We start from the raw sequence: 25,967 nt of genomic DNA, 5'->3' as shown, positions 1-25,967 counted from the left end.
GGACACCTCACGCGTTCCCCCTGTGGTCGGCGGGCCCGGACTGTCCCGGGACCAGGACCTCCGCCGTGGCCTGCTGGTAGCGCAGCACCGCCTGCTCGGCGACGCGCAGATCGCACGGCGCGCTCCACAGCATTCTGCGGGCCGCGTCGTACCGCTCGATCAGCAGCGGATCCTCCGCCATCCCGTGCCGGGAGACCTTCGCCCGGTACGCGTCCAGTCGGCCGCGCAGCTCCGCACGGACCGCGAGCGGCGCGGTGACCGCCGACAACGACTCACGGGCGCGCAGCAGTTCGTCCTCGGCCTCCCGCTCCAGGGACTCCAGGAGCGGCGAGAGCCGGTGCCACTGTGCGTGCCTGCGGTACTCGGCGGCGGCCCGCAACTGCTCCTGGAGCACCGTCGACGGTCCGCTCACCGCGGGCACCTCGGACGCGGCGATCTTCGCGAGCACCTCACCGCGGGCCACCCTGGCCTCGGCCAGCGTACGGTCGGCACGCGTCAGCAGGTCCCGCAGGTGCAGCAGCCGCTGCTCGGCATCCTGGCGCACCGTGAGCACCGCGTCGATCTCGCGGCGGATATCCTCCAGCGCGCGGGCGGCCCGGTCGTACCGCTCGGTGTCCGGGCGTCCGCCGCCCGGCGCCGAACTGCCCTGGGCGGCACGCCAGTAGGCCAGCGGATCGGAGATCACCTCGGCCCGGAGCGTGGCCAGTTCCTGGGTGATCGACTCCAGGTCGTCGCCCGCCGGGTGTTCCCCCGGGCGTACGCCCACGGAGTGCGCCAGCGAGCGGGTACGGGCCAGCTCCGCGGCGAGCAGGTCTATCCGGGCGGGCAGCGCCGACCACACGGCGTCCGACGCGACCACCATGTCCAGCGCCTGGGCGTACAGCTCGTTCATCCGGGTCACCAGCTCTTCGAGCGAGAAGCGCTCGGTGAGCCTGGCGGGTCCGGTGATCGACAGGGCGGGATACGTCGGGGCCGTGTGCGTGGCGGCGCTGGGGAGGGTGACGCTCCGGCCGCGCAGCACTTCGGTGAGCTCGGTCAGCTCCTCGCGGCCCGGCCAACGCCGCCGTGAACGCAGCGCCCTGGCGTCCTCCAGAGCTGCCGCGTACGCGTCGAAGTACGCCCAGAGCACCGTGATGGACTGCTCGGTGGCGGCCCAGCGGTCCTTGGTGAACCCGGTCAGCGCGGCGCCTTCGAGGAGCCTGCGCCCCGCGTGGTCCTGCAGGGCGAGCAGCGAGGTCTCGATCGCCTCGTGTTCGGCGGCGAGCCGTGTCAGCGCACGGTCCACCTCGTCCCGGTCCATCACCGGCCCGGAGGCGCTCCCCGGCCAGCCAGGACCGGGGACGGAACCCGCGACGCCCATCGATCACCTCTCCGCTCCGCTGTCCTCAGCCTCAGCTGCCTACGGTCTCAAGTCCTGCCGGTCCCACGCTCTGCCGGTACCACGATCTGCCGGTACCCGGTCCGGCCCGCGCAGGTTCTGCCGGTGTCCGGATCCGCCGGTGTCCAGTTCTACCGGTGTTCAGTTCTACCGGGTCCGGGCAGGGCCACCAACCGTCCTACCCCCGCTGCCCTATCGGTACTTGGGTGCCGGCGGACCCTTGATCCCCTTCATGTCGGCCGACAACCACTTGTCGTACGCCTTCATCCACTCGCTGTTGTCCCCACCCGCGCGGTAGTCCACCAGCACCTGGTTGATGCGGCGCACCAGGTCGTTATTGCCGATCTTCGTCGCCACGCCGTAGTACTCGGTGGTGAAGGGGGCGCCCCGCAGACCGACGGCCGGGTCCTGCGCCGCCTGGCCCGCCGCGAGGGCGTTGTCCGTCACCACCGCGTCGACCAGGCCCAGCTGGAGCTGGACCAGGCAGTCCAGTTGGTTGGGCACGGTGCGCTGCTCGGTCGGCGTGTCCTCGAATATCGCGCCGTACGACTTGTTCTTCAGCGCGTCGTACGCCGTCGAACCGGTGGCCGTACAGATCTTCTTGCCCTTGAGGGTGTCGTTGTACCCGGTGATCGTGGAGTTCTTGGGCGCCAGTACCTGCTGTCCGGCCTGGAAGTACGCGGTGGAGAAGGCCACTTGCTTGCTCCGCTCGCAGTTGATCGTCATCGTCCTCACCACGATGTCGACCTTGCCCTCCTGCAGCGCCTCGATCCGCTGGTTGGTCGGGATGGCGCGGTAGGTGACCTTGTCCTCGCTGCCCAGCAGGTTCTTCGCGATGGCCTTGACGAGGCTGATGTCGAAGCCCTCCAGGGTGCGGGTCGCGGGATTGCGGTAGCCCCAGCGGTAGCTGTTCTGATCGACACCGACGACCAGCCGGTCCGCCTTCTTGATCTTGTCGATCGTGGGGCCGTCCGCGCTGGACGGCGGGAGGCTGGCCTCCGGGTCGGTGCAGGTGTCGGCCTTGGCGGGCGAGGCCGACGCCACACCCTGGCCGCCCAGCGCGGTGCCACCGGAGTCGGTGCCCCCCAGCGTGAGCGGGATCAGCGCCGCGGCGGCGGTCAGCGCACAGGCCGCGGCCATCGCGGTGACACCGCCCCAGCCACGGAGCCTGACGGTCCGTGCGGCGTCCGGCGAGGGGCCCGGCAGGGCGGCCGGGGGACGCCCCCCGGAAGAATCCAGCGAACTCGGCACGCTGCGCCTCCTCACCTGTACTCCGAAAGCCTGCGGCTGATGCCGAGCCCCGCGGCGGCGGCACCCAGCACGGCCAGTACCGCCGCGCCCACCGGGAGCCCGGCCAGCGCGCCACGCCCGTTCGTGGCGGCCCGGGTGAATTCCTGCTGTTCATGGCCGAGCGCCTGCTCCAGGGCCCGGTCCACCTGGTCGAAGGACTGGCCGGTCGACCCGGTCCTGCCGATGACCTGCGGCAGCGCGGCCTCGTAGTTCCCGGCGTCGTCCGTGCTGCGCGCCGTGGCGTGGCGCGTCTTCCAGGTGGTGACGGCGGTCACCGCGCGCTGCACCGGGAGCTCGCCCGCGGTGTCGTCCTTCGCCAGGCTCTTCGCCTTGTCGAGCCCGCTGACCAGGGAGGCCATCTCCTTGGTGAAGTCGTACTCGTACTGGTCGTGCTTGCCGTCCTTGGTCAGTACGGAGCCGCGCGACACCAGGGTGAGGTTCTCGTTGGACCGCGCCTTGAGCGAGCTGATGCGCGCGTCGTTGAGCACCTTCAGCGACTCCTGGCCGTGCGCCCTGGAGGTCCGCAGATCGGCTCCGGCGACCACGTGGCCGACGACCATCCAGAGGAGGACGACGACGGACGCGGCCGAGGCGGCCACCAGGCCGTGGTTGAACACGCGGTTGGTACGCAGGAAGTTGCGCCGCTGCACGTAGAACAGGCCGGCCAGCGCCAGGATCCCCAGCGCGGTGGAGAAGTACGGCCAGGCCGAAGCGGAGTCGTAGTCCTCGTACAGCCGCCCGGTCTCCGCCTCGTAGAGCTTCTCGGCGGCGGGCAGCAGCAGCGTGTTCATCTGCTGGTTGGCGTACCGCAGGTAGGCGCCGCCGAGCGGCAGCCCCTGGCGGTTGCTCGCGCGGGCGCGCTCGATCAGGCCGGTGTAGCGCGGAAGCTGTTCGTTGATCTGCGCGATCTGGCGGCCGGACTCGGTCGAACTGTCCGTGTTTGCCGCGGCCTTCACCAGCAGCCGTGATGCCGTGGCGATGTCCTTGTCGTACCGCGCGTGCACGTCCGCGGGCTCCTGCATGCCCGCGAGGAAGCCACTCGCCGCTGCCGTGTCCGCGTCGGCCAGTGAGCGGTAGATGCTCGCCGCGTCCGCACTCAGTGGCTGGCTGTGGCTGACCACGTCGTCGGCGGCTGCCGCACGGTCGGAGATCTCGAACGCGGTCACCGCTCCGAACGCCACGACCAGCACGGCCACCAGCGTTCCCATGATCCACAGTCGGCCGGGCTCGGTCGTCGCCGCAGCACGCAGCCGGTCCCGGGCCCCGGACACCGCACTGCGGTGCGCCGCCGGGGGCGGCTGCACGGGTGGCGCGGGCGCGGGAATCCGCGCGGGCGCCACGGCGGGGGGCGGCTGCGCGGGCGGTGAACCCTGCGCCGTGCCCCCGTTCGGCGGGTGTACCACTTGACCTCCCCCTCGGTCACGGACGGTTGCCCGTCTTCCCCGGCGTCGGAAGACGAGTGCCCGGCCAGCAAGTATGGCCGCAGGGAGCGACATCCACACCGGGATTGACACGATCTTGTACGACCTGTCGCCCGCCCCCGCTGTATCCCCACCATGAATACGTCGCGGGGATCAATTCGGTTCCCGTTCGAGGCGCATGAATCGGTGGTTCACCTGCGCATCAGGGGCGCACGGAAAGGGGGTTGCGCTCCCTCACTACACGGAACGCAACTCCCTTCACTCCCTGATCAGGCGCACTGCGCCCGGAACCGCAGCCGCACGGGGCCCGAACCTCAGGCGTACTGCGCCCGAAGCCGCGCATGGGACTCGGCAGGCGCCCCGACCCGGTCCAGCCCCAGCAGGGCCGCGCCCAGCACCGGCGACGCCGTCACCACCCGCGGGACCGCCTTCGGCGCCCGCTCGGCCAGCAGGCGCCGGACGACGTCGTCCAACTGCGGGTGCCGCGCCGCCAGTACGCTCCCGCCGAGCAGCACGGGTACCTCCGCGTCGAGCAGGCCGAGCCGGTCGAGCGCCACCACGGCGAGCGCGACGACCTCCTCCGCCTGCCGCTCGACCACCGAGCGCGCGACCGCGTCACCGGCCGCCGCGGTCGCGAAGAGCACCGGGGTCAGCTCGTGCTTGCGCTCGCCCGGGATGCGGCCCAGATGCAGCGCCTCGATCACCGCGTACATCGTCGGCAGCCCGAAATGCGCGGGTACGGCCCTCTCCAGCTCGGTCGGCACGCCGCGCCCGTCCTCGGCCCGCGCCGCATGCCACAGCGCCTCCTCGGCCAGGCCCCCGCCGCCGCCCCAGTCGCCGGATATCCGGCCGATCGCGGGGAAACGCGCGGTCCGTCCGTCGGGCGTCATGCCGACGCAGTTGATGCCCGCGCCGCACACCACGGCCACCCCGAGCGGCTCGTCCACGCCCGCCCGCAGTATGGCGAAGGTGTCGTTGCGCACATCCACCACGGGACCCCAGCCCCGCGCCTCGATGGCCTCGGCCAACTCCCGCTCCTCGACCGGGAGATCCGCATTGGCCAGACAGGCGGAGACGAACGACGCGACCGGCGCCGCAGCGGAGCCCGCTGCGCCTCCGACCCCGCCGGGCGCCGCCCCGGCCCCGGCTTCCCTGACCGCCGCGTCGACCGCGGTCGCCAGGACGTCGATCGCCGCGTCGATCCCGACCACCGGCGGCTGGAAGCCACCGGCCCGCCCCCTGCCCAGGACGGTGCCGTCCGCCGCGATGACGGCCACGTCCGTCTTGCTGTTGCCGGCATCGATCGCCAGCACACTTGCTGTCACGCCCACGCGAGGTGCTCCCGGTTGTGCGCGACGAGCTGGTCCGTCAGCTCGTCGGCGTACGCGTACTGCCCGATCAGCGGGTGCGCGAGCAGGGCCCGGAAGACCCGGTCCCGGCCGCCGCGCAGCGCGGCTTCCAGGGCGAGGTCCTCGTACGCCGTGACGTTGGCGATCAGACCGGCGTACAGCGGGTCGAGCGCCGGCACGGCCAGCGGCGTGGCGCCGTTCCCGTCCACCGTCGCCTGGACCTCGATCACGGCGTCGTCGGGGAGGAACGGCAGCGTGCCGTTGTTGTACGTGTTGACCACCTGGTACCGGGAGCCCCCCGCGCCGAGCAGCGAGGACGCCAGGTCCACGGCCGCCTCGGAGTAGAACGCGCCGCCCCGCTTGGCGAGCAGCGCGGGCTTCTCGTCCAGCGCCGGGTCGCCGTACATGGTGAGCAGTTCCTTCTCCATCGCGGCCACCTCGGCGGCCCGCGACGGCTTGGTGCGCAGCTCCCGTACGACCTCGTCGTGCGCGTAGAAGTAGCGCAGGTAGTACGAGGGCACCACGCCGAGCCGGTCCACGACCGAGCGCGGCAGATGCAGGTCGTCGGCGATCGCGTCGCCGTGCTCGGCGAGCAGCTTCGGCAGCACGTCCGCGCCCTCGGGACCGCCGAGCCGGACGCCGAGTTCCCAGGTCAGGTGGTTGAGCCCGACATGGTTGAGGAACACGTCGGACGGCGCGACGTCGAGCTGGGCGGCGAACTTCCGCTGGAATCCGATGGCGACGTTGCAGAGCCCGACGGCCTTGTGCCCGGCCTGGAGCAGCGCCCGGGTGACGATGCCCACCGGGTTGGTGAAGTCGATGATCCAGGCGTTCGGGTTGGTGCGCCGTACGCGCTCGGCGATGTCGAGCACGACCGGCACCGTGCGCAGCGCCTTGGCGAGGCCGCCGGCCCCGGTCGTCTCCTGCCCGATGCAGCCGCACTCCAGCGGCCAGGTCTCGTCCCGCTGGCGGGCCGCCTGGCCGCCGACGCGCAGCTGGAGCAGGACCGCGTCGGCGTCCGCGACGCCCGCGTCCAGGTCCGAGGTCGTCGTGATGACGCCCGGGTGACCCTGCTTGGCGAAGATCCGCCGGGCGAGACCGCCCACCAGTTCCAGACGGTCGGCCGCGGGGTCCACGAGCACCAGCTCGCTGATCGGCAGCGTGTCCCTCAACCGCGCGAAGCCATCGATGAGTTCGGGGGTGTAGGTGGAACCGCCCCCCACTACTGCGAGCTTCATTTCAGCTAACCCTTCACTCCGGTCAGTGTGACGCCCTCGACAAAGGCCTTCTGTGCGAAGAAGAAGACGAGGATCACGGGGGCCATGACCAGTACGGTCGCGGCCATGGTCAGATTCCAGTCGGTCTGGTGTGCGCCCTTGAAGGAATCCAGGCCGTAGGACAGCGTCCAGGCGGCCGAGTTCTCCGAGGTGTAGATCTGCGGGCCGAAGTAGTCGTTCCAGGCGTAGAAGAACTGGAACAGCGCGACGGCGGCGATCCCCGGCTTGGCCATCGGGACGATGACCTTGAGCAGCGTGCGGAACTCACCGCAGCCGTCGACCTTGGCCGCGTCGATGTACTCGTTCGGGATCGTCAGCAGGAACTGCCGCAGCAGGAAGATGGAGAACGCGTCGCCGAACGCCATCGGGATGATCAGCGGCCAGAGCGTGCCGGACAGGTCCAGCTGCTTCGCCCAGAACAGATACATCGGGATGATGACGACCTGCGGCGGCAGCATCATCATCGAGATGACGAGCATCAGCGACAGATGCCGCCCGCGGAAGCGGAACTTGGCGAGCGCGTACGCCACGGGCAACGACGACACCACGGTCAGTACGGTGCCGAGTCCCGCGTACAGCAGGGTGTTCCGCCACCAGGTCAAGAAGCCCGGGGTGTCGAAGACCTTGCGGTAGTTGGACCACTCGAAGGTGTGCGGCCACAGGTCGCGGGTGAGTGTCTGCTGGTCGCTCATCAGCGAGGTCAGGATCACGAAGACGAACGGCAGCACGAAGAAGAGCGCTGCGGCCACGCCCAGGGCGTGCACGGCGATCCAGTGCAGCAGCGTCTTGCGGCGTGCGGTCCGCTCGGCCTCGTCGGCCTGGACACGGATCGACGGGTTGTCGGTGACGTGGGTGGTGAGCTGTGTCATGACGGTCAGTCACCTGCCTGTACGAGTCCGCTGCGGCGCCGCATCAGCAGTGCGGTGAAAGCCATGGCCAGGGCGAAGAGGACGAGCGCGACCACGCACGCGGAGCCGTAGTCGAAGCGCTGGAAGCCGAGCGTGTACACGAGCTGCGGCAGGGTCAGCGTGGAGTTGTCGGGGAAGCCCGGCTGGAACTGCTGCCCGCTGCCGCCGATGATTCCGGAGGCGACCTTCCCCGCCACCAGTGGCTGGGTGTAGTACTGCATCGCCTGGATGATCCCGGTGACCACCGCGAACATGATGATCGGCGAGATGTTCGGCAGCGTCACGAACCGGAAGCGCTGGGTCGCCGAGGCGCCGTCCAGCTCCGCCGCCTCGTACTGCTCCTTCGGTACGTCGAGGAGCGCGGCCATGAAGATCACCATCAGGTCGCCGATGCCCCACACCGCGAGCATGGTGAGCGCGGGCTTCGACCAGGTGGAGTCGGTGAACCAGCCGGGCGTCGGCAGCCCGATGTCGCCGAGGATCGAATTGACCGGCCCGGTACCCGGGTTGAGCAGGAAGACGAAGGCGAGGGTGGCGGCGACCGGTGGCGCCAGGTACGGCAGGTAGAAGAGCGTCCGGAAGACCCCCGCTCCCGTCTTGATCTTCGTGATCAGCATCCCGATGCCGAGACCGAAGACCACCCGGCAGGCGACCATCACGATCACCAGCCAGAGGGTGTTGCGCATCGCGGGCCAGAAGTCCGGATAGTTCGTGAAGACGTAGGTCCAGTTCTGCAGACCGTTGAAGGTGGGCGGTTTGAAGCCGTCGTAGTCCGTGAACGAGAAGTAGACGGTCGAGACCAGCGGGTACACGAAGAAGACGCAGAACCCGATGAGCCAGGGCGACATGAAGGCCGCCGTCCGGAGCGCCGCGCGGCGGCGCTTCGATCGCGGGGTGTACGTGGTCATGGCGAGGTTACTTCGCCTTCTCGATGTCCTTGTCGATCTGCGACGCGGTCTTCTCCAGACCGCCCTTCAGATCCTTCGACTTGCCGGACTCGAAGGCGTATCCGAAGCCCTGGAGCGTCACCTGGTAGGTACCGCCGTTGATCGAGGCGGGCGTGGTGTTCGAGTGCGGGTCCTGCGCGATGTCCAGGAAGGTCTTCAGGCGTGGGTCGAACTTCAGCTTCGGCGACTTGAGGGCGGCCAGTGTGGACGGGACGTTGTGGATGTCGTTGGCGAAGTCCACGACCGCGTCGGTGTCCGTGGTGATGTACTTCACGAACTCCCAGGAGGCGTTCTGCTTCTTGCTGGTCGAGGCGATCCCGACGACCGTGCCGGTGATGTAGCCCTTGCCGTAGCTGTCCTTCTGGTCCGCGGGGACGGGCAGCGGCGCGACGCCGATGTTCACCTTCGACTTGGCGTCCTGGGCCATGCCCAGCCGCCACTCCCCGTCGACCTGCATGGCGACCTGACCGGTCTGGAAGGGATGCTTGGCGCCCCACTCGTTACCGAACGTGGCCCGGAACTTCTCCAGCTTGTCGAACCCGCCGAGCTTCTTCACCAGGTCCTGCTGCCAGGCGAACATCTTCGCGAACGCGGGGTCCGCGGCGACGTTGGACTTGCCCGCCTTGTCGAAGTAGGTGGGGCTCCACTGCGCGACCAGGTGGCTGGGGGTCGACTCGTATCCGTGGAAGGTCGGCATGAAGCCGAGCTGCTGGTACGAGTCGCCCTTGGACTTCGTCAGCGTGACGGCGTCCTTGTCGAACTCGTCCCACGTCGTGGGCGGTTCGGTGATGCCGGCCTTCTCGAACGCGTCCTTGTTGTAGTACAGCGCGTACGCGTCGCTCAGCAGCGGCAGCGTGCAGCGCGTGCCGTCGAACTGCGTGTAGTCCAGGAGCGGCTTGGAGAAGGTGGCGCCGACGTCGATCTTCGACTTGTCGAGGAACGGCTTCAGATCCGCGAAGGCGCCCGACGAGCAGAACTTCCCGACGTTGTCGGTGGTGAAGGAGGAGACGACGTCCGGCGCGTTCGAACCGCCGCCGCGCAGCGCCTGGTTGATCTTGTCGTCGGTCATGTTGCCGACGACCTTGACCTTGATGTTCGGGTGCACCTTCTCGAAGCGGTCGACGTCCGCCTGCATCGCCTTCACTTCGCTGGCGGCGTTCCAGCCGTGCCAGAAGGTGATGGTGGTCTTGGCGTTCGCGTCGTCGGTGGCGCCTCCCGAACTCTGGCCCGTACAGGCCGAGGCGAGCAGGGACATGGACGCGGCAGCGACGGCAGCCGCGGCCAGTCGGCGGTTTCTGGGCATGACGGAATCTCCCTCTGGCGGATCTGGGGCTGAGCGGGGGTGCGGGACGGGCTGAGTGGTGCGGGCGGGTGGTGCGCGGTGGTGCGGTGTGCGGGTGGTGCGGCGCGGGTGTGTGATGCGGGTGGTGCGGTGCGGAGGTCAGTGGGACGAGGTGTCGAAGACGTCGTCGCGGGTGGTGGCGAGCGCACTCTCCAGCGCGCCGCGCAGGACGGGCTTCTCCCGTACGGAACCGAGGACGAGCCGGGGCCGTGAGGCGGCGAGTTCGGCGAGTTCGCTCTGGACGAGTGCGCGCAGCGGCTCCCCGCCGGCCACCATCAGGTCGCCGGAGAGAACCAGCAGTTCGGGGTCGAGCACGGCCACCAGCGAGGCGAGTCCGGTGGCGACCGCCGTGGCGAAGACTTCGAGGAGCCGCCGGTACGGCCCCTCCTCGGCCGCTGCGGCCTCGGTGATCAACCGGCCCGCCACCTCGGTGTGCGAGCCGGGCCCGATGTTCTCGATGCCGAGTTCACCGGCCAGCCGGGCCAGCGCCTGGGACCCCGCGAGCTCCTGGAACCCACCGGCGTTGACCTTGGTCACCTGGCGCACCAGCGGAGCGCCGGGCACCGGCATGAAACCGACCTCGCCCGCGCCGCCGGTGAATCCCCGGTGCAGCCGGCCGCCGAGGACGACGGCCGCGCCGACACCCTCCTCGTTCCACAGCAGGACGAAGTCGTCGTGCCCCCGTGCGGCGCCGAGGCGCTGCTCGGCGATGGCCGCCAGATTGACGTCGTTCTCGTACTCCACGGGCATCGGCAACGCGGCTGCCAGCTCGTCGAGCAGGGTGGGGGAGTGCCAGCCGGGCAGATGGGAGGCGTACCGCAGCTGCCCGGTGTTGGGGTCGAAGGCGCCCGGGGTGCCCACCACCACCCGCCGTACGTCGGCCCGCACCAGACCGGCCGCCTTCGCGGCGCCGTCCAGCGCGTCGGTCACCTGCCGGACGACTCCGGCGCCGCGCCGGCCCGGGGTCACCAGCCGGAACTCGCCCACGGTCCGGCCGGAGATGTCGGCGACGGCGGCCCGGATGCGCTGCGGATTGACGTCGATCCCGGCCGCGTGGGCGGACCGGGCGTTGACCGCGTAGAGCTGGGCGCTGGGACCCGGACGGCCCTCGCTGGTCCCGGTGGCCACGACGAGCCCGGCGGCTTCGAGGCGCGCGAGCAGCTGGGAGGCCGTCGGCTTGGAGAGCCCGGTCAGTTTGCCGATCCTGGTGCGGGACAGCGGCCCGTGCTCCAGCAGCAGGTCGAGGGCCGCGCGGTCGTTCATCGCCCGAAGAACCCGCGGAGTCCCCGGAGTCGTTCCACCGGCCATGCCGTACGCACCTGCCCCTCACGCCACTGTTAGGAAACTTTCCAATTCGGTGTGAGGAACGTAGGCCGCAGGTCAGCCGGTCGTCAATGGTCTGTCCCGGTCCGGCAACCAAAGCGTTACCTGGGCAACCGAAATGAGCGCCCCACGTGTCCCGTGGGGCGCTCCTGTGTACGGAGAGTGAACGGTGGACGCCGACAGGGCGTCCGACCGGGCTACTTCGACAGTTGTTGCGGCGGAATGGGCGACGCGGCGAGCGACTGCGGGGAGGTCGGACTGGCCAGTGCCGAAGGCGCCGACATGGCGGCGGACGGGTCGGCCGCTTCCTCCGGGTCGGCCGCGACCGGGCTGCCCACCACGTGGATGCCCGCAGCGTCCAGGGCGACCTTCAGCCGCCAGCGCAGTTCGCGCTCGACACCCACGGCCTTGCCCGGCATCGTCCGGGCCGAGACCCGGATGACCATCGAGTCGAGGAGCACGGAGTCCAGGCCCAGGATCTCGACCGGGCCCCAGAGCTGTTCGTTCCACGGCTCGGACTTGGCGAGTTCCTGCCCGACCTCGCCGAGCACCTCGCGCAGCCGCTCCAGATCCTCGGTCGGCTTGACGTGGACGTCCACGGCGGCGGTGGCCCAGCCCTGGCTGAGGTTGCCGATCCGCTTGATCTCACCGTTGCGCACGTACCAGATCGCGCCGTTCTCGCCGCGCAGCTTGGTCACCCGCAGGCCGACCTCGATGACCTCGCCGGAGGCCACTCCCGCGTCGATGGTGTCCCCGACGCCGTACTGGTCCTCCATGATCATGAAGACGCCGGAGAGGAAGTCGGTGACGAGATTGCGCGCGCCGAAGCCGATCGCGACACCCGCCACCCCGGCCGACGCCAGCAGTGGCGCCAGGTCGATCTTCAGCGTGGAGAGCACCATCAGGGCGGCGGTGCCCAGGATGACGAACGAGGCCACCGAGCGCAGCACCGAACCGATGGCCTCGGACCGCTGGCGGCGGCGCTCCGCGTTCACCAGGAGACCGCCGAGCGCGGTGCCCTCGACGGCCGTCGCGCTGCGGTTCATGTGCTCTATCAGCCGGGTGAGCATTCGCCGTATGACGACGCGCAGCACCACGGCGATGACGAGGATCAGCACGATGCGCAGACCCACCGAGAGCCAGGTGGCCCAGTTCTGCTGCACCCAGTCGGCGGCATTGGTGGCGGTCTTCTGGGCGTCGCCGAGGGTGTCGGCCGTATCGGGCCGAGAGCTGTCCCCCGCAGCTAGTGACCAGGTCACGGGCATCACGGGCAGGAACCTCCAGGGAAGCGGGCAGAACCTCCACACTAACGGCGCATCGCGGTGAGGCCGCCGCCCTGCGCGACGGAGAGAGGTATCCCACCCGGCGGAGCCCCGGTCCGTGGGCGAAAACACTCCGAGCCCGTTACCTGGCGTTGGTGGCGCTTCGACCAGGCAGGAGGAGAGACTGAGAGCAGATCGTCCCGGCGCGAGCCACGCGCCGCCGGCGTACAAGGAGGCATCCACCGTGCCGCATGTCCTGGTCCTCAACGCGTCGTACGAGCCCCTCGGCGTCGTACCGCTCCGTCGCGCGCTCGTCCTCGTCCTGGAGAACAAGGCAGTCTCCCTGGAGGAATCCGGCGCCTTCATGCACAGTGCCACCTGCATCGTTCCCGCGCCCAGCGTCGTACGGCTGAAGCGGTTCGTCCGGGTCCCGTACCGGGGTCCCGTCCCGCTCACCCGCCGTGCGCTCTTCGCCCGTGACGGCGGGCGCTGCATGTACTGCGGTGGCGTCGCAACCAGCGTCGACCATGTCATTCCGCGCAGTCGCGGCGGGCAGCACCGCTGGGACAATGTGGTGGCCGCGTGCCGCCGGTGCAACCACGTCAAGGCCGACCGTCACCTGCTGGAACTGGGCTGGCGGCTGCGTCACCAGCCCGCCCCGCCGAGCGGGCTCGCCTGGCGCATCATCGGGACCGGGCACCGGGACCCGCGCTGGCTGCCGTACCTGCAGCCCTTCGGCGCGGACGACGCGCTGGCCCGGATCGACGGCGTCTCGGCCTGAGAGGCCGACGGGGGGCCGGTGGGGGGTCGGCGGGGCTGCCGGGCCGGGCCTTCGCCGCGGCCGGGTGACAGCGCCTCCGTCACCCGGCGCTCGCGCATATCCGCATATCTGCATGTCCGAACACCCCGCACGGCCGAAGAAGTGTCCACGCGTGTGGCCGGTGTGCCGGAATTGCCCTGACCTCTGGCGGTGTGGACAATTCCGGTGCCGGGGAATGGAATGTGACCCAGCACACGTTGGTGAGACGTGTACGGATGGGGTCGCGCCTGCTGGGTAGGGGCCTGATTCCGACCCATCAGCCGACCTTACGGAGATTCTTGTGGTCGCTTCAGCGCAGCTTCTGCTCTCGGCCCTGTGCAAACCCGTCACGGAGACTGTTCCGGAGCTCCTGCCGGTCCAGATGTCCGACCCCGACGCGAGCACCAGCTCCATGGAACTGCCCCTGACGAGCGAACCACCCCTCTCCGACGTCGCCCCCCTCACCAGCGAGCCGCCGCTCGCCGACGCCACCCCGCTGACCAGTGAGCCCACCGCATACGGAACGGCTGCCGGAATCTGAAGCCGGAGCCTGAACGGGGAGTCCGCATGAGCCTTGCCAGGCTCGCCGCGTTGCACGGAGTCGCCACCTCCTGCTCACCTTCCGCGGACGTCACCGTCCCGGTCTCCGACACCACCGTCGTCGCGGTGCTCGCCGCGCTGGACGTCGACGCGTCGACGCCGGAGGCGATCGGCGAGGCTCTCGGCCGCCACGAGGCGGACCTGGCGAGCCGGCTGCTGCCGCCGACCGTGGTGGCCAGGCCCGGGGAGCGGCCCGCCGTGGTGAGCGACCTGCCGCCGGGCAGCACACTGCGGATCGAGACCGAGCAGGGCCGCACGCTCGACAAATGGCAGGAACTGCCCCTCGGCGTACATGAGTTGCACGCCGAGGCGGAGGACGGCCGCACCGCGCGGGCCACCCTCGTCGTCGCGCCCGAGCGGGTGCCGCAGCCACCCGGCCACCGTCACGGCTTCCTCGTGCAGCTCTACTCCCTGCTGTCCGACCGCTCCTGGGGCATGGGTGACCTCGGCGACCTGGCCGAGCTCGCGGCCTGGTCGGGGCGGGTGCACGGCGCCGGATTCGTCCAGGTCAACCCGCTGCACGCGGCGGTGCCCGGCACGCCCACCGACCCCTCGCCCTACCGGCCCTCGTCGCGCCGCTTCCCCGATCCCGTCCATCTGCGCATCGAGGCCGTCCCCGAGTACGCGTACGTGGCGGACCGCAGCCACCTGGAGCGGGGCGCCGCCCTGCGGGACGAGGTCCTCCGGAACGGCGCGCTGATCGACCGCGACGCCGTGTGGGCGCTGAAGAAGGAAGCCCTGGAACTGATCGCCCGGGTGCCGCTCGGACCCGGCCGCCGCGCCGCGTACGCGGACTTCCTCGCCGCCCAGGGCAGACCCCTGGAGGACCACGCCACCTGGTGCGCGCTGGCGGAGGCGCACGGCCCGGACCGGCACGCCTGGCCCGCGGGCCTCCGCGACCCCCGCTCGCGCGAGACGGCCCGCGCCCGCGCCGCGCTCCAGGACCGCGTCGACTTCCACATGTGGCTGGCCTGGCTGACCGACACCCAGCTCGCCGCCGCCCAGCACACCGCGCACGAGGCGGGCATGGACATCGGTCTGGTCCACGACCTGGCCGTCGGCGTGCACCCGGGCGGCTCCGATGCCTGGGCGCAGCAGGACGCCTTCGCCTCCGGCATGTCGGTCGGCGCCCCGCCGGACGCCTTCAACGCCCGGGGGCAGGACTGGGGCCTGCCACCCTGGCGCCCCGACGCCCTGGCCGCGTCCGGGTACGCACCCTTCCGCGGGCTGCTCCGCGGCATCCTGCGCAACGCGGGCGCCCTGCGCATCGACCATGTGATGGGGCTCTTCCGGCTCTGGTGGGTACCGGAGGGCGGCGATCCCACCACCGGAACATATGTCCGTTACGACGCCGACGCGATGCTCGCCGTCCTCGCCCTGGAGGCCCACCGCGCGGGCGCCGTGGTGATCGGCGAGGACCTCGGAACGGTCGAGCCCGGAGTGCGTGAGGCCCTGTCACGGCGGGGCGTGCTGGGCACCTCCGTGCTCTGGTTCGAGCGCGACTGGAGCGGTACGGGGCGCCCGCTGGCCCCGGCGGAATGGCGGGAGGAGTGCGTGGCCACGGCCACCACCCACGATCTGCCGTCCACCGCGGCCCGGTTGACCGGCGAGCACGTCGAACTGCGCCACCGGCTGGGGTTGCTGACCCACCCGCTCGGCCAGGAGCAGGCCGAGGACAAGGCGGAGACCGCCGAGTGGCTCGGATACCTCTCCCGACTGGGCCTGCTGCCCGAGGGCTCCGGCGACGAGGAGGGCGAGGTCCGCGCGGTCTACCGCTTCCTGCTGCGCACCCCGGCCCGGATGACCGGTATCTGGCTGCCGGACGCGGTGGGCGACCGGCGCCCGCAGAATCTGCCCGGCACCTGGGACGAATACCCCAACTGGCGCCTGCCGGTTGCCGACGCGCACGGACGGCCCGTCACCCTGGAGGACGTGGCGGCCTCCCCCCGGCTGCACCGCCTGATGGCTGAGTTCGCGGCGCGTACGGGACCCCCGGGCGCGCGGGCCACAAGGCCGTTCGCTACGTTTGCTCCGTGGACAAGAAGAACGCCCTGCGCGCCGGAGCCGTAGCAGCCGGTACGACGCTGATGATGCTGCTCATGTCGTCCCCCGCGCTCGCGCTCACGCGCGACGACGGCGACGACCCCGGTCCCGGCCTCAGTGTGATCGACACGGTCGGCCTCTTTGTGATCACGCCGCTCCTTCTGTTCGGGATCATCGCCGGACTGGTGATGGTGCTCGACAAGTCCCGCAAGAAGGCCTGACACCTCGCACGTCACTGATGCTGCGGAGCCGCCCGGGGCGACTCCGCAGCATCTCTGTGTCCGGGGCCCCCGCGAGCGGTGCGGGTAGGTTGCGGGCATGACCGAGTGGGACATCAGGAAGCTGCAGATCCTCCGCACCCTGAACGAGCGCGGGACCGTGACCGCCACGGCCGAGGCGCTCCGGATGACCCCGTCGGCCGTCTCCCAGCAGCTCTCCAACCTGGCCAGGCAGCTCGGCGTACCGCTGCTCGTGGCACACGGCAGGCGGGTCAGGCTGACCGACGCGGCCCAGCTCGTCCTCCGGCACGCCGAGGCGGTCTTCGCCCAGCTGGAGCGCGCGGACGCGGAGCTGGCCGGATACCTCCAGGGCGAGGCGGGCGAGGTCCGGGTGGGCGCCTTCTCCACGGCGGTCCCCGCCCTGGTCGTGCCCGCCGTCGCCGCGCTGCGGCTCAGCAGCCCGGAGCTGGACGTCCGGGTACGGGAGGCGGAGGCGGCCGAGGCGTACACCCTGCTGTCGGGCGGTGAGGTCGATCTGGCCCTCTCGCTGGCCGCGCACGCCCCGACGGCCCGGGACCCGCGCTTCACCCGGATACCGCTGCTGGCGGATCCGCTCGATGTCGCGCTGCCCGCCGGCCACCCGCTCGCCGCCGCCGAGGGGCTGCGGCTGGCGGATCTCTCCGGTGAGCCATGGATCTTCGGGGGCAGCGGTCCCTGGTCGGAGATCACCACGGCTGCCTGCGAGGCCGCCGGGTTCGTTCCCGAACAGGCCCACAGCGCCGCGGGCTGGACGGCGATCCTGGCCATGGTGGAAGCGGGCATGGGGGTCGCGCTGGTGCCGAGGATGGCCGCGGCGGAGCGCCGTACGGGGGTGGTCACCCGGGTGCTGAGCGCCGACCAGCCGCAGCGCCATGTGATCGCGGCGGTCCGGCGCGGGGCCGAGGAGGGCGCCGCGGTGGGCCGGGTGCTCGACGCGCTGCGCGAGGTGGCGGCCGTTCGTAGGAACGTTCAGAATTCCTGAAAGAATCCTGCGGAAACTTTCGATGGACGCGATCGGTGTGCAGGGGTGACAGTCGACTCATGACTTCCACCGACGCAGCGAACGCCCAGGACCCGCACGCGAACGACGCCGCCCCGTACGGCGGCGGCGACCCGTACGCCGACTACCGGGTCGGGGACTTCCCCTTCACCGAACTCGTGGACCTGGCGGACCGCCGCCTCGGTGCGGGTGTCGTCGCCGCCAACGACGAGTTCTTCGCCGAGCGCGAGAACCTGCTCGTCCGCGAGCGCGCCGTCTTCGACCCCGAGCGCTTCGGCCACAAGGGCAAGATCATGGACGGCTGGGAGACCCGCCGCCGGCGTGGCACCGCCGAGGCCCCGTTCCCCGCGCCCGGGGAGCACGACTGGGCGCTGGTACGGCTCGGCGCCCCCGGCGTCATCCGCGGGATCATCGTCGACACCGCCCACTTCCGCGGCAACTACCCGCAGCGCGTCTCGGTCCAGGCCGCGGCCGTCGAGGGCTCCCCGAGCCCGGAGGAACTGCTCGCCGACGACGTGAAGTGGGAGGAGATCGTCCCGGAGACCCCCGTACGCGGCCACGCCGCCAACGGCTTCGAGATCACCGACGACCGCCGCTGGACCCACGTCCGGCTCTGCCAGCACCCCGACGGCGGTGTCGCCCGGCTCCGGGTGCACGGCGAGGTCGTCCCCGACCCGGCGTGGCTGGAGCTGCTCTCCACCGTCGACCTGATCTCGGTGCTCAACGGCGGTACCTACGAGGACGCGTCGGACCGCTTCTACTCCTCGCCGACCCAGATCATCCTGCCCGGCACCTCCCGCAAGATGGACGACGGCTGGGAGAACCGCCGCCGCCGGGTCCGCCACACCAACGACTGGGTGCGGTTCCGGCTGGCCGCCCAGGGCGCCGTGCGCGCCGTCGAGATCGACACGGCCTATCTGAAGGGCAACGCGGCGGGCTGGATCGCGCTCAGCGGGCGCGACGGCGAGACGGGCGAGTGGTTCGAGATCCTGCCGCGCACCCGGCTCCAGCCCGACACCTCGCACCGCTTCCCGCTGGACACCGAGGCGGTCGTCACGCACGTACGCCTGGACGCCTTCCCGGACGGCGGTGTGGCGAGGATGCGGCTGCACGGGACGTTCACCGCGGCGGGTATCGCGGAGCTGCGCAGCCGCTACTGAGCTGCACTGCTGCTGACCAGGACAGCTGACCAGGACAGCTGACCAGGACAGCTTCAGGACAGCTGAACAGGACGGACAGGGGCGGGTGCGGAACGGTCCCGGGGGAACCGTTCCGCACCCGCCCCGGCGTCGTTACGCCGTCGCCGCACCCGCGTCGGCGGCCTGCGCCCGGAGCGCCCGCTCCACGCCGGACCGCGACTCGGAGATCAACCGCCGCAGCGCGGCGCTCGGTTCGGCCGAGGCCAGCCACGTGTCGGTGGCGTCCAGCGTCTCCTGCGACACCTGGAGCGACGGGTAGAGACCCACCGCGACCTGCTGGGCCATCTCGTGGCTGCGGGAGTCCCAGACCTTCTTGACCGCCGAGAAGTACTTCTCCGTGTACGGGGCGAGCAGCTCGCGCTGGTCGGTCTGCACGAAGCCCCCGATGACCGCTTCCTGCACGGCGTTGGGCAGCTGGTCCGACTCGACGACGGAGGCCCAGGCCTCCGCCTTCGCGGCCTCCGTCGGACGCGCGGCACGGGCGCTCGCCGCGTGCCGCTCACCCGCCGAGGTCCGGTCACGCACCAGCTCGCCGGCGATCTCCTCCTCGTCGAACCGCCCGACAGCGGCCAGCCGGTGGACGAACGCCCAGCGCAGCTCGGTGTCGACGGCCAGCCCCTCGACCGACTCGGTGCCTTCGAGCAGCCCGACCAGCAGATCGAGCTGGAGCGGCGTACGCGCCGTATCGGCGAAGGCACGCGCCCACGCCAGCTGGTGGTCGCTGCCCGCGTCGGAGGACCGCAGGTGCGCCAGCGTCGCGTCGGTCCACCGGGTCAGCCCCGCCTCGCGCCCGGCCGGGTCCGCGTACAGGTCCAGCGCCATCTTCACCTGACGGTGCAGCGACTGGACGACGCCGATGTCCGTCTCCTTGGAGATGCCGGAGAGGACGAGCGCCAGGTAGTCACGGGTGGCGAGCTCGCCGTCGCGGGTCATGTCCCAGGCGGAGGCCCAGGACAGCGCGCGCGGCAGCGACTCGGTGAAGTCCCCGAGGTGCGCGGTGACGACCCGCAGCGACTCCTCGTCCAGGCGCACCTTGGCGTACGACAGGTCGTCGTCGTTGAGCAGGATCACCGCGGGGCGCGGCGTGTTCGGCGGGAACGGCACCTCGGTGCGCTCGCCGTCCACGTCCAGCTCGATGCGGTTCGTACGGACGAGCTTGCCGCTCCCGTCCAGGTCGTAGCAGCCGATCGCGATGCGGTGCGGGCGCAGCGTCGGCTCGCCCTTGGCGCCGGCGGGCAGCGCGGGCGCCTCCTGCCGCACGGCGAACGAGGTGACATGACCGGCGCCGTCGACCTCGATCTCCGGGCGCAGGATGTTGATCCCCGCGGTCTCCAGCCACGCCTTCGACCAGGCCTTCAGGTCACGCCCGGAGGTCTTCTCCAGTGCGCCCAGCAGGTCGGAGAGCCGGGTGTTGCCGAAGGCATGCTGCTTGAAGTACGCCTGCACGCCCTGGAAGAACGCGTCCATCCCGACGTAGGCGACGAGCTGCTTGAGCACCGAGGCGCCCTTGGCGTACGTGATGCCGTCGAAGTTGACCAGGACGTCGTCCAGGTCGGTGATGTCGGCCATGATCGGGTGCGTGGAGGGCAGCTGGTCCTGGCGGTAGGCCCAGGTCTTCATCGAGTTGGCGAACGTCGTCCACGACTGCGGCCACTTCGAACCCGGCGCGTACGCCAGGCAGGCGATCGAGGTGTACGTGGCGAACGACTCGTTCAGCCACAGGTCGTTCCACCACTCCATGGTGACGAGGTCGCCGAACCACATGTGCGCGAGCTCGTGCAGGATCGTCTCGGCGCGCGTCTCGTAGGCCGCGTCGGTGACCTTGGAACGGAACACGTACTGGTCGCGGATGGTCACCGCGCCCGCGTTCTCCATGGCCCCGGCGTTGAACTCCGGCACGAAGAGCTGGTCGTACTTGGCGAACGGGTAGTCGTAGTCGAACTTCTCCTGGAACCAGTCGAAGCCCTGCCGCGTGACGTCGAAGATCGCGTCGGAGTCCAGGAACTCGGCCAGCGAGGGGCGGCAGTAGATGCCGAGGGGGACGGACTTCCCGTCCTTCTCGTAGCTGCTGTGCACCGAGTGGTACGGACCGACGATCAGCGCGGTGATGTACGTCGAGATGCGCGGCGTCGGCTCGAACCGCCAGACGTGGTCCTCGGGTTCCGGCGTCGGCGAGTTGGAGATCACGGTCCAGCCCTGCGGGGCCTTCACGGTGAACTGGAAGGTCGCCTTCAGGTCGGGCTGCTCGAAGCTGGCGAAGACCCGCCGCGCGTCCGGGACCTCGAACTGCGTGTAGAGGTACGCCTGGTCGTCGACCGGGTCGACGAAGCGGTGCAGCCCCTCACCGGTGTTGGTGTACGCGCAGTCGGCGACGACCCGCAGCTCGTTCTCCCCGGCGAGCAGCCCGGACAGCGCGATCCGCGAGTCCTGGAAGACCGCGGAGGCGTCCAGCGCCTCGCCGTTCAGTACCACTTCGTGCACCGCGGGCGCGACCAGGTCGATGAAGGTGGCGGCCCCGGCCTCGGCGGACTCGAAGCGCACGGTGGTCGCGGACCGGTAGGTGCCACCCTCCTGCGCCCCGCTCAGATCGAGGTCGATCGTGTACGCGTCCACGGTGAGCAGGCGCGCCCGCTCCTGCGCCTCTTCGCGGGTCAGATTCGTGCCAGGCACCTGGGATCTCCTCGGCCTCGGTATGGAACGTTTCCCGTCATCCTTCCACGCGGGGAGCCGCGGCCGGTGGGGACCTTCCCTCAGCACGGTGCCGCCGCAGCGCCTGCCCGAGCGGGACACGGCACTGCGGCGGCACCTGGGCCTGTGCGGCGGCGGGACTCAGGTGGGGCTCAGCCCTGGAGTTCCGCGGCCACCAGCTCCGCGATCTGGACGGCGTTCAGCGCCGCGCCCTTGCGGAGGTTGTCGTTGGAGACGAAGAGGGCGAGGCCGTTCTCCACGGTCTCGTCCCGGCGGATCCGGCCCACGTACGCGGGGTCGGAACCGGCCGCCTGGAGCGGGGTGGGGATCTCGGAGACCTCCACGCCCGGCGCCTCCGCCAGCAGCTCGTAGGCCCGCTCCACCGACAGCGGGCGCGCGAAGCGGGCGTTGATCTGGAGGGAGTGTCCGGAGAAGACCGGGACCCGGACGCAGGTGCCGGAGACCTTCAGCTCCGGGATCTCCAGGATCTTGCGGGACTCGTTGCGGAGCTTCTGCTCCTCGTCCGTCTCGAAGGAACCGTCGTCGACGATCCCGCCGGCCAGCGGCAGCACGTTGAAGGCGATCGGGCGCTTGTAGACGGCGGGTTCGGGGAAGTCCACCGCGCCGCCGTCGTGGGTCAGCCGGTCCGCGTCGGTGATCACCTTGGACGCCTGGCCGTGCAGTTCGGCGACACCGGACAGACCCGAGCCGGAGACGGCCTGGTAGGTGGCGACGACCAGCGCTTCGAGACCGGCCTCGGTGTGCAGCGGGCGCAGCACGGGCATGGCGGCCATGGTCGTGCAGTTCGGGTTGGCGATGATGCCCTTGGGGCGGTGCGCGATCGCGTGCGGGTTGACCTCGGAGACCACCAGCGGCACTTCCGGGTCGAGGCGCCAGGCGGACGAGTTGTCGATCACGACGGCGCCCTGGGCGGCGACCTTCTCGGCGAGCACCTTCGAGGTGGCGCCACCGGCGGAGAAGAGCACGATGTCCAGGCCCGAGTAGTCGGCCGTCGACGCGTCCTCGACGGTGATGCCCTTGCTCTGCCAGGCGAGCGTGGTGCCCGCGGAGCGCGCGGAGGCGAACAGCCGCAGCTCGGTGACCGGGAAGTTCCGCTCGGCGAGGATCTTCCGCATGACTGTGCCGACCTGACCGGTGGCTCCGACGATTCCGACCCTCACGGTGACTCCTCCGTACTCGCCGCGCACCTGCTGCGCGTCACTTTCGGCCATGGGTGGCCGCCCCATGATGCGTATGACCGACTGCACCTTGTCCAATCCATTGTCCGGGGAACGGACGGTACGGACCAGTACGGCCGGCGCGGGCCGGCCCGGAACGGCGCGGACCGGCCCGGAACGGCGCGGACCGGCCCGGACCGGCACGGACCGGCACGGAAACGGGGCAGGCACCGGATCTACGGCGCCTGCCCCGCTCCCCTCCCGCTCACACGTCAGTGCACGCGCTTACGGTGTGACCTTCGCGATCTGGACGCTGCCGGTCCCCGCGACCGTGCCGCGGGCGTTCAGCAACTGCACCTGGCCGAAGAACTCGCGCCCCTCGGGAGCCGCGCCCGCGGCGATGATCCGGGCGCCGACCCCGGTCGAGGCCCCGGCGGGCAGCTTCACGGCCTTGGTCTCGTCGACCTCGACCGTGCCGAGCGACGGCGCGAAGTACACATCGCGGTAGTCGTACGACGTGGACCCGGCGGGCACCGCGTACGCGTCCACCTCGATGGTGTACGTACCGGCGGCCGGCTTCAGCAGGCTGACCGACTCCTCGGAGCCGCCGGTCGCGGACGAGCCGACCTGCGTGGCGCCCTTGTAGACGTAGAGGTCCAGGTCCGCGCCGGTGTCCGAGGTGTGGCCGATGGCCACGTCGAGACGGTCGACGCCCGCACCGATGGTGACCGTGGTGGTGCGGGTCGCGCCCTGCTCGATCGTCGGGGTGTCGCTCTTCGACGACCCCAGCGGGCCGCCCTTCAGCGTGCCGTCGATGGCGGCGAAGCCGTTGCCGACCTTCCACTCGACCGGGGCCGGGGTGCCGACCTTCACCTCGGGGAGGGTCTGGACGGCCGGGTCGAAGGCGGCACCGAGCAGCGCCACGTCCAGCTTGTACGGATTGTCGAGGTAGGGCGAGGTACGACGGGCCTCGACCTCGATCTCCCAGACGCCCGGCGCCGGGTCCGCGTACGAGCGCAGGTCCGGACGGCAGGTGTTCGCCGGGTTGTCGTAGTTCGGGTAGCAGCTGGGCGTCCCGGTGTCGTCGACGGCCACACCGTAGGGGTGGATCGAGATGAACCGGGTCTGGCTGCCCGAGCGCAGGGCGCCCATGCCGACCTCGAGGGCCTTCGCGCCCTCCGGCACCGTCACGAAGTACGACGTGGTGCTGTTGCGCTGCACCGAGCCGGAGGCCGTGAAGGTGTACGAGGGCTTCGCCAGCGGCTTGGCGACGATCACGGTCGCCAGGATCTGCTGGTCCACGCCCAGGGTGTTCTTGTCGTCGAGCTGCAGGATGGCGCTGTGCACCCCGGCCGACGCGGGCTTCGCCTGGACCTTGACGGTCACCGGCTTCCCCAGCGGCAGGGCCACCTGGCCTGAGCCGGTCAGCTTGAAGGTGCCGTCGTTGTTCTTGAGCGAGACCTTGTGCGTGACGGCCTTGTCCGGCCCGGTGGTCCGGACGACGGTGACCGGGTACGTCTTCGTCTGCCCGGCCTTCAGCCCGCCCTCACGGTCGTAGATGCCGGTGCCGAAGCCGGGCGTCTTCAGCGCGTAGCTGAGCGCGGTGTCGACCGGCGCCTTGACGGTGTACTCGTGCGCGGCGGCCCGGTGGCCCTTCGCGCCCTTCGTGATCTGGTCCCAGGCGCCGACGATGTTGATCAGGCCCGCACCCTCGGCGTGCGCCGGGACGCCCTTGATGTGGGTGGCGGTGCTGGTCAGCGCGGTCCGCAGATCGGCCGGGGGCAGCTCGATGTGCTTCTGCTTCGCCGCCGACAGCAGCAGCGCGCTCGCGCCGGTGGCCTGCGGGGAGGCCATCGAGGTGCCCTGGAGCATCGAGTAACCGGCGGGCAGTGCGTAGCCCGCCTCCTTCACCGGGGAGCCGGGCAGCCAGGTCTGGGTGGAGTTGATGGCGGCGCCGGGCGCGGAGAGCGTCGGTGTGAAGCCGCCGTCCTCCCGCGGGCCGCGCGAGGAGAACGGCATCATGTCGTTCTTCTTCGTCACGCCGGACCCGTAGTTCGCGGCCCAGGTCTCCTTGGAGATGGTCGCGCCGACGGAGATCACGTGGTCGGCCAGGCCCGGGTCACCGATGGTGTTGAGGCCGGGCCCCTCGTTGCCCGCCGAGATGACCAGCTGGACGCCGTAGGTGTCGATGAGGCGCTTGTACAGCTCGTCGCGGGCGCTGCTGCCGTCGTTGAGCGCGGGCAGACCGCCGATCGACATGTTCACGATGTCCACGCCGCGGTTGACGACGAGGTCCATCATGCCCTCGGTGAGCGCGACGTTGGTGCAGCCGCCGCTCCAGGTGCAGGCGCGCGAGGAGACGATCTTCGCGCCGGGCGCGGCACCGTTCATCTTCCCGCCGAACAGGCCGTTGGCCGCGGTGATGCCCGCGACGTGGGTGCCGTGCTCGGACTGGATGACGCCGATGTTGACGTAGTCGGAGGTGTCCCCGGCCGCGTCGTGGACGACGTTCTTGCGGATCTCGACGACGAACGGGACGCGCTCGGCTACCTGCGTCGCCGGGTCGTCCTTGCCGAAGTAGCCGACCTGGAACGTGTCCTTGTACGGCTTCATCGCGACGTCGTCGGTGAAGTCGCCGTTGTCGTTCAGGTCCACGCGCACGGTCCCGGCCACCGGGTCGTACAGCACGCCCCAGGTGTCGGTGGTGTCGCCGTCCCGGTTCAGGTCGCCCGCCTCGTCACCGCCGACGGTGACCTTCTCGGCGAAGAGCTTGAACTGGTACGAACCGGCCGGGGCCTTCCAGGTGCGGCCCTCCGCGGTGAAGACCGAACCCTTCACCGGGCTGTTCATCCGCAGCCAGGTGCCGTCGCCGTCACCCACCGGGTCGGTGGACGTCACCCAGTCGACGACCTTGCGCTCGCCGGTGCTGGTCTTCTGCAGGGCCGGGTGGCCCAGGTCGACGCCCGAGTCGAGGATGCCGATGGTCACGCCGCGGCCGTCGGACTTCGGGTGCTGCTTCACGAAGTCCACCGCGCCCGTCTCGAAGGACGGGTTGTACGGGTTCCTGGCGGGCGTGTTCCTGCCCGGCGCCGCGTAGGTCCCGGTCGTCGCCTTGGACTTGGCGCCCTTCGCGGTGTCCCCGGCCGGTGTCGGGTCGTCCAGCTGGATCTCCTGCTTGAGGTCGATCCCGTGGACGGAGGAGAGCTTCTCGGCCGCCTTGATGGCGGAGCCCGCCCGGGGGGTGGGCAGTGTCGCCCGTACGTAGCCCAGCTTGTCGTCGGTCCTGCCGACGACCGCGCCGGGGACGCCGTCGAACTGCTTGCGCACCTGCGCGGTGGCTCCCGGCGCGGTGGCGACCATCACCGTGACGGACTTGGTGCCCTCCGCCTCGGCCTGGCCGAGCAGTTGCGCGTCGGCCGCGCCGAGCTTGCCGGAAGTGGCCCCTGCGGACTTGACGGACTTCACGGGGGACGGTGCGGGACCGTCCTGACCTGCGGCGAACGCGGGCCCGGCGGCTGAGGCGGCCAGGGCGAGCACCACGCCCGCAGCAGCGGCGACACGGGCCGTGCGTCTTGCCCGGGTTATGGAGCCGGGGAATTCGAGGGTCATCTGCATCCCTATTTGTGGAAGAAATGGTCCGTTATTCGGAACATGATGACCGGAGCTTTACCTAAGTGACAGCTTCTTGGGGAGAGTTGACCGTGGC

19 protein-coding genes are annotated in these 25,967 nt (G+C 70.7%); 6 read left to right on the top strand and 13 right to left on the bottom strand.

The window, feature by feature from the left end:
* Positions 1 to 7: 7 nt before the first annotated feature.
* The 10 genes from OG709_RS11445 to OG709_RS11400 form a co-directional block, all read right to left on the bottom strand.
* A complete protein-coding gene (locus OG709_RS11445) occupies positions 8 to 1,360 on the bottom strand; it encodes a hypothetical protein (RefSeq protein ID WP_326694893.1) in 1,353 nt (450 codons plus the stop codon).
* Between the two features lie 210 nt (positions 1,361 to 1,570).
* Positions 1,571 to 2,518, bottom strand: coding sequence for a glutamate ABC transporter substrate-binding protein (locus OG709_RS11440; protein WP_266643155.1), 948 nt, complete (start codon positions 2,516 to 2,518; stop codon positions 1,571 to 1,573).
* Between the two features lie 122 nt (positions 2,519 to 2,640).
* Positions 2,641 to 4,071 (bottom strand): hypothetical protein, encoded by a 1,431-nt coding sequence (locus OG709_RS11435; RefSeq protein WP_406115198.1) that lies wholly within the window; start codon positions 4,069 to 4,071, stop codon positions 2,641 to 2,643.
* Between the two features lie 332 nt (positions 4,072 to 4,403).
* The gene (locus OG709_RS11430) at positions 4,404 to 5,420 is read right to left on the bottom strand and encodes an N-acetylglucosamine kinase (RefSeq protein ID WP_266643156.1); all 1,017 of its coding nucleotides are present in this window, start codon (positions 5,418 to 5,420) and stop codon (positions 4,404 to 4,406) included.
* Positions 5,411 to 6,676 (bottom strand): 6-phospho-beta-glucosidase, encoded by a 1,266-nt coding sequence (locus tag OG709_RS11425; protein WP_250298465.1) that lies wholly within the window; start codon positions 6,674 to 6,676, stop codon positions 5,411 to 5,413. The genes OG709_RS11430 and OG709_RS11425 overlap by 10 nt, the downstream gene beginning before the upstream one ends.
* 5 nt (positions 6,677 to 6,681) lie before the next feature.
* Positions 6,682 to 7,584, bottom strand: a complete 903-nt coding sequence (locus OG709_RS11420) for a carbohydrate ABC transporter permease (protein WP_250298464.1) — start codon at positions 7,582 to 7,584, stop codon at positions 6,682 to 6,684.
* Between the two features lie 5 nt (positions 7,585 to 7,589).
* Positions 7,590 to 8,531, bottom strand: coding sequence for a carbohydrate ABC transporter permease (locus OG709_RS11415; RefSeq protein ID WP_266643158.1), 942 nt, complete (start codon positions 8,529 to 8,531; stop codon positions 7,590 to 7,592).
* A gap of 7 nt (positions 8,532 to 8,538) precedes the next feature.
* Positions 8,539 to 9,873 (bottom strand): ABC transporter substrate-binding protein, encoded by a 1,335-nt coding sequence (locus OG709_RS11410; RefSeq protein ID WP_266643160.1) that lies wholly within the window; start codon positions 9,871 to 9,873, stop codon positions 8,539 to 8,541.
* A gap of 138 nt (positions 9,874 to 10,011) precedes the next feature.
* A complete protein-coding gene (locus OG709_RS11405; RefSeq protein WP_266643162.1) occupies positions 10,012 to 11,220 on the bottom strand; it encodes an ROK family transcriptional regulator in 1,209 nt (402 codons plus the stop codon).
* Between the two features lie 212 nt (positions 11,221 to 11,432).
* A complete protein-coding gene (locus tag OG709_RS11400; RefSeq protein ID WP_250298460.1) occupies positions 11,433 to 12,500 on the bottom strand; it encodes a mechanosensitive ion channel family protein in 1,068 nt (355 codons plus the stop codon).
* Positions 12,501 to 12,741: 241 nt separating this feature from the next.
* On the opposite strand from OG709_RS11400, the gene OG709_RS11395 reads away from it, so the two are divergent.
* From OG709_RS11395 to alc, 6 genes are all read left to right on the top strand, one after another.
* Positions 12,742 to 13,278, top strand: a complete 537-nt coding sequence (locus OG709_RS11395; protein ID WP_250298459.1) for an HNH endonuclease — start codon at positions 12,742 to 12,744, stop codon at positions 13,276 to 13,278.
* A gap of 319 nt (positions 13,279 to 13,597) precedes the next feature.
* Positions 13,598 to 13,837, top strand: a complete 240-nt coding sequence (locus OG709_RS11390; RefSeq protein ID WP_250298458.1) for a hypothetical protein — start codon at positions 13,598 to 13,600, stop codon at positions 13,835 to 13,837.
* 26 nt (positions 13,838 to 13,863) lie between these two features.
* A complete protein-coding gene (gene malQ, locus OG709_RS11385) occupies positions 13,864 to 15,966 on the top strand; it encodes a 4-alpha-glucanotransferase (RefSeq protein WP_329165896.1) in 2,103 nt (700 codons plus the stop codon).
* The gene (locus OG709_RS11380; RefSeq protein WP_250298456.1) at positions 15,930 to 16,160 is read left to right on the top strand and encodes a hypothetical protein; all 231 of its coding nucleotides are present in this window, start codon (positions 15,930 to 15,932) and stop codon (positions 16,158 to 16,160) included. Before malQ ends, OG709_RS11380 begins: the two co-directional genes overlap by 37 nt.
* Before the next feature lie 97 nt (positions 16,161 to 16,257).
* Entirely contained in the window at positions 16,258 to 17,178 is a 921-nt protein-coding gene (locus tag OG709_RS11375) for a LysR family transcriptional regulator (RefSeq protein ID WP_250298455.1), read from the top strand.
* A 59-nt stretch (positions 17,179 to 17,237) separates the two neighbouring features.
* Positions 17,238 to 18,356: an allantoicase gene (alc, locus tag OG709_RS11370; RefSeq protein WP_250298454.1), complete on the top strand. Its 1,119-nt coding sequence runs from the start codon at positions 17,238 to 17,240 to the stop codon at positions 18,354 to 18,356.
* Between the two features lie 132 nt (positions 18,357 to 18,488).
* On the opposite strand, the gene pepN is transcribed toward alc, so the two are convergent.
* The 3 genes from pepN to OG709_RS11355 all read right to left on the bottom strand — a co-directional run bounded on the left by pepN (position 18,489) and on the right by OG709_RS11355 (position 25,876).
* Positions 18,489 to 21,065: an aminopeptidase N gene (gene pepN / locus OG709_RS11365; protein ID WP_329165890.1), complete on the bottom strand. Its 2,577-nt coding sequence runs from the start codon at positions 21,063 to 21,065 to the stop codon at positions 18,489 to 18,491.
* Positions 21,066 to 21,235: 170 nt separating this feature from the next.
* Positions 21,236 to 22,264 carry an aspartate-semialdehyde dehydrogenase gene (locus tag OG709_RS11360; protein WP_250298550.1) on the bottom strand — a complete coding sequence of 343 codons (1,029 nt, stop codon included), beginning with the start codon at positions 22,262 to 22,264 and terminating at the stop codon, positions 21,236 to 21,238.
* Between the two features lie 282 nt (positions 22,265 to 22,546).
* On the bottom strand, positions 22,547 to 25,876 hold the full coding sequence (locus OG709_RS11355) for a S8 family serine peptidase (protein ID WP_250298452.1): 3,330 nt from the start codon (positions 25,874 to 25,876) through the stop codon (positions 22,547 to 22,549).
* Between the last annotated feature and the right edge of the window lie 91 nt (positions 25,877 to 25,967).

The organism is Streptomyces sp. NBC_01267 (assembly GCF_036241575.1).
Classification (GTDB): Bacteria; Actinomycetota; Actinomycetes; order Streptomycetales; family Streptomycetaceae; genus Streptomyces.
The sequence above is the reverse complement of the archived record's forward strand: the minus strand, read 5'-3'. Positions and strand labels throughout refer to the sequence as shown.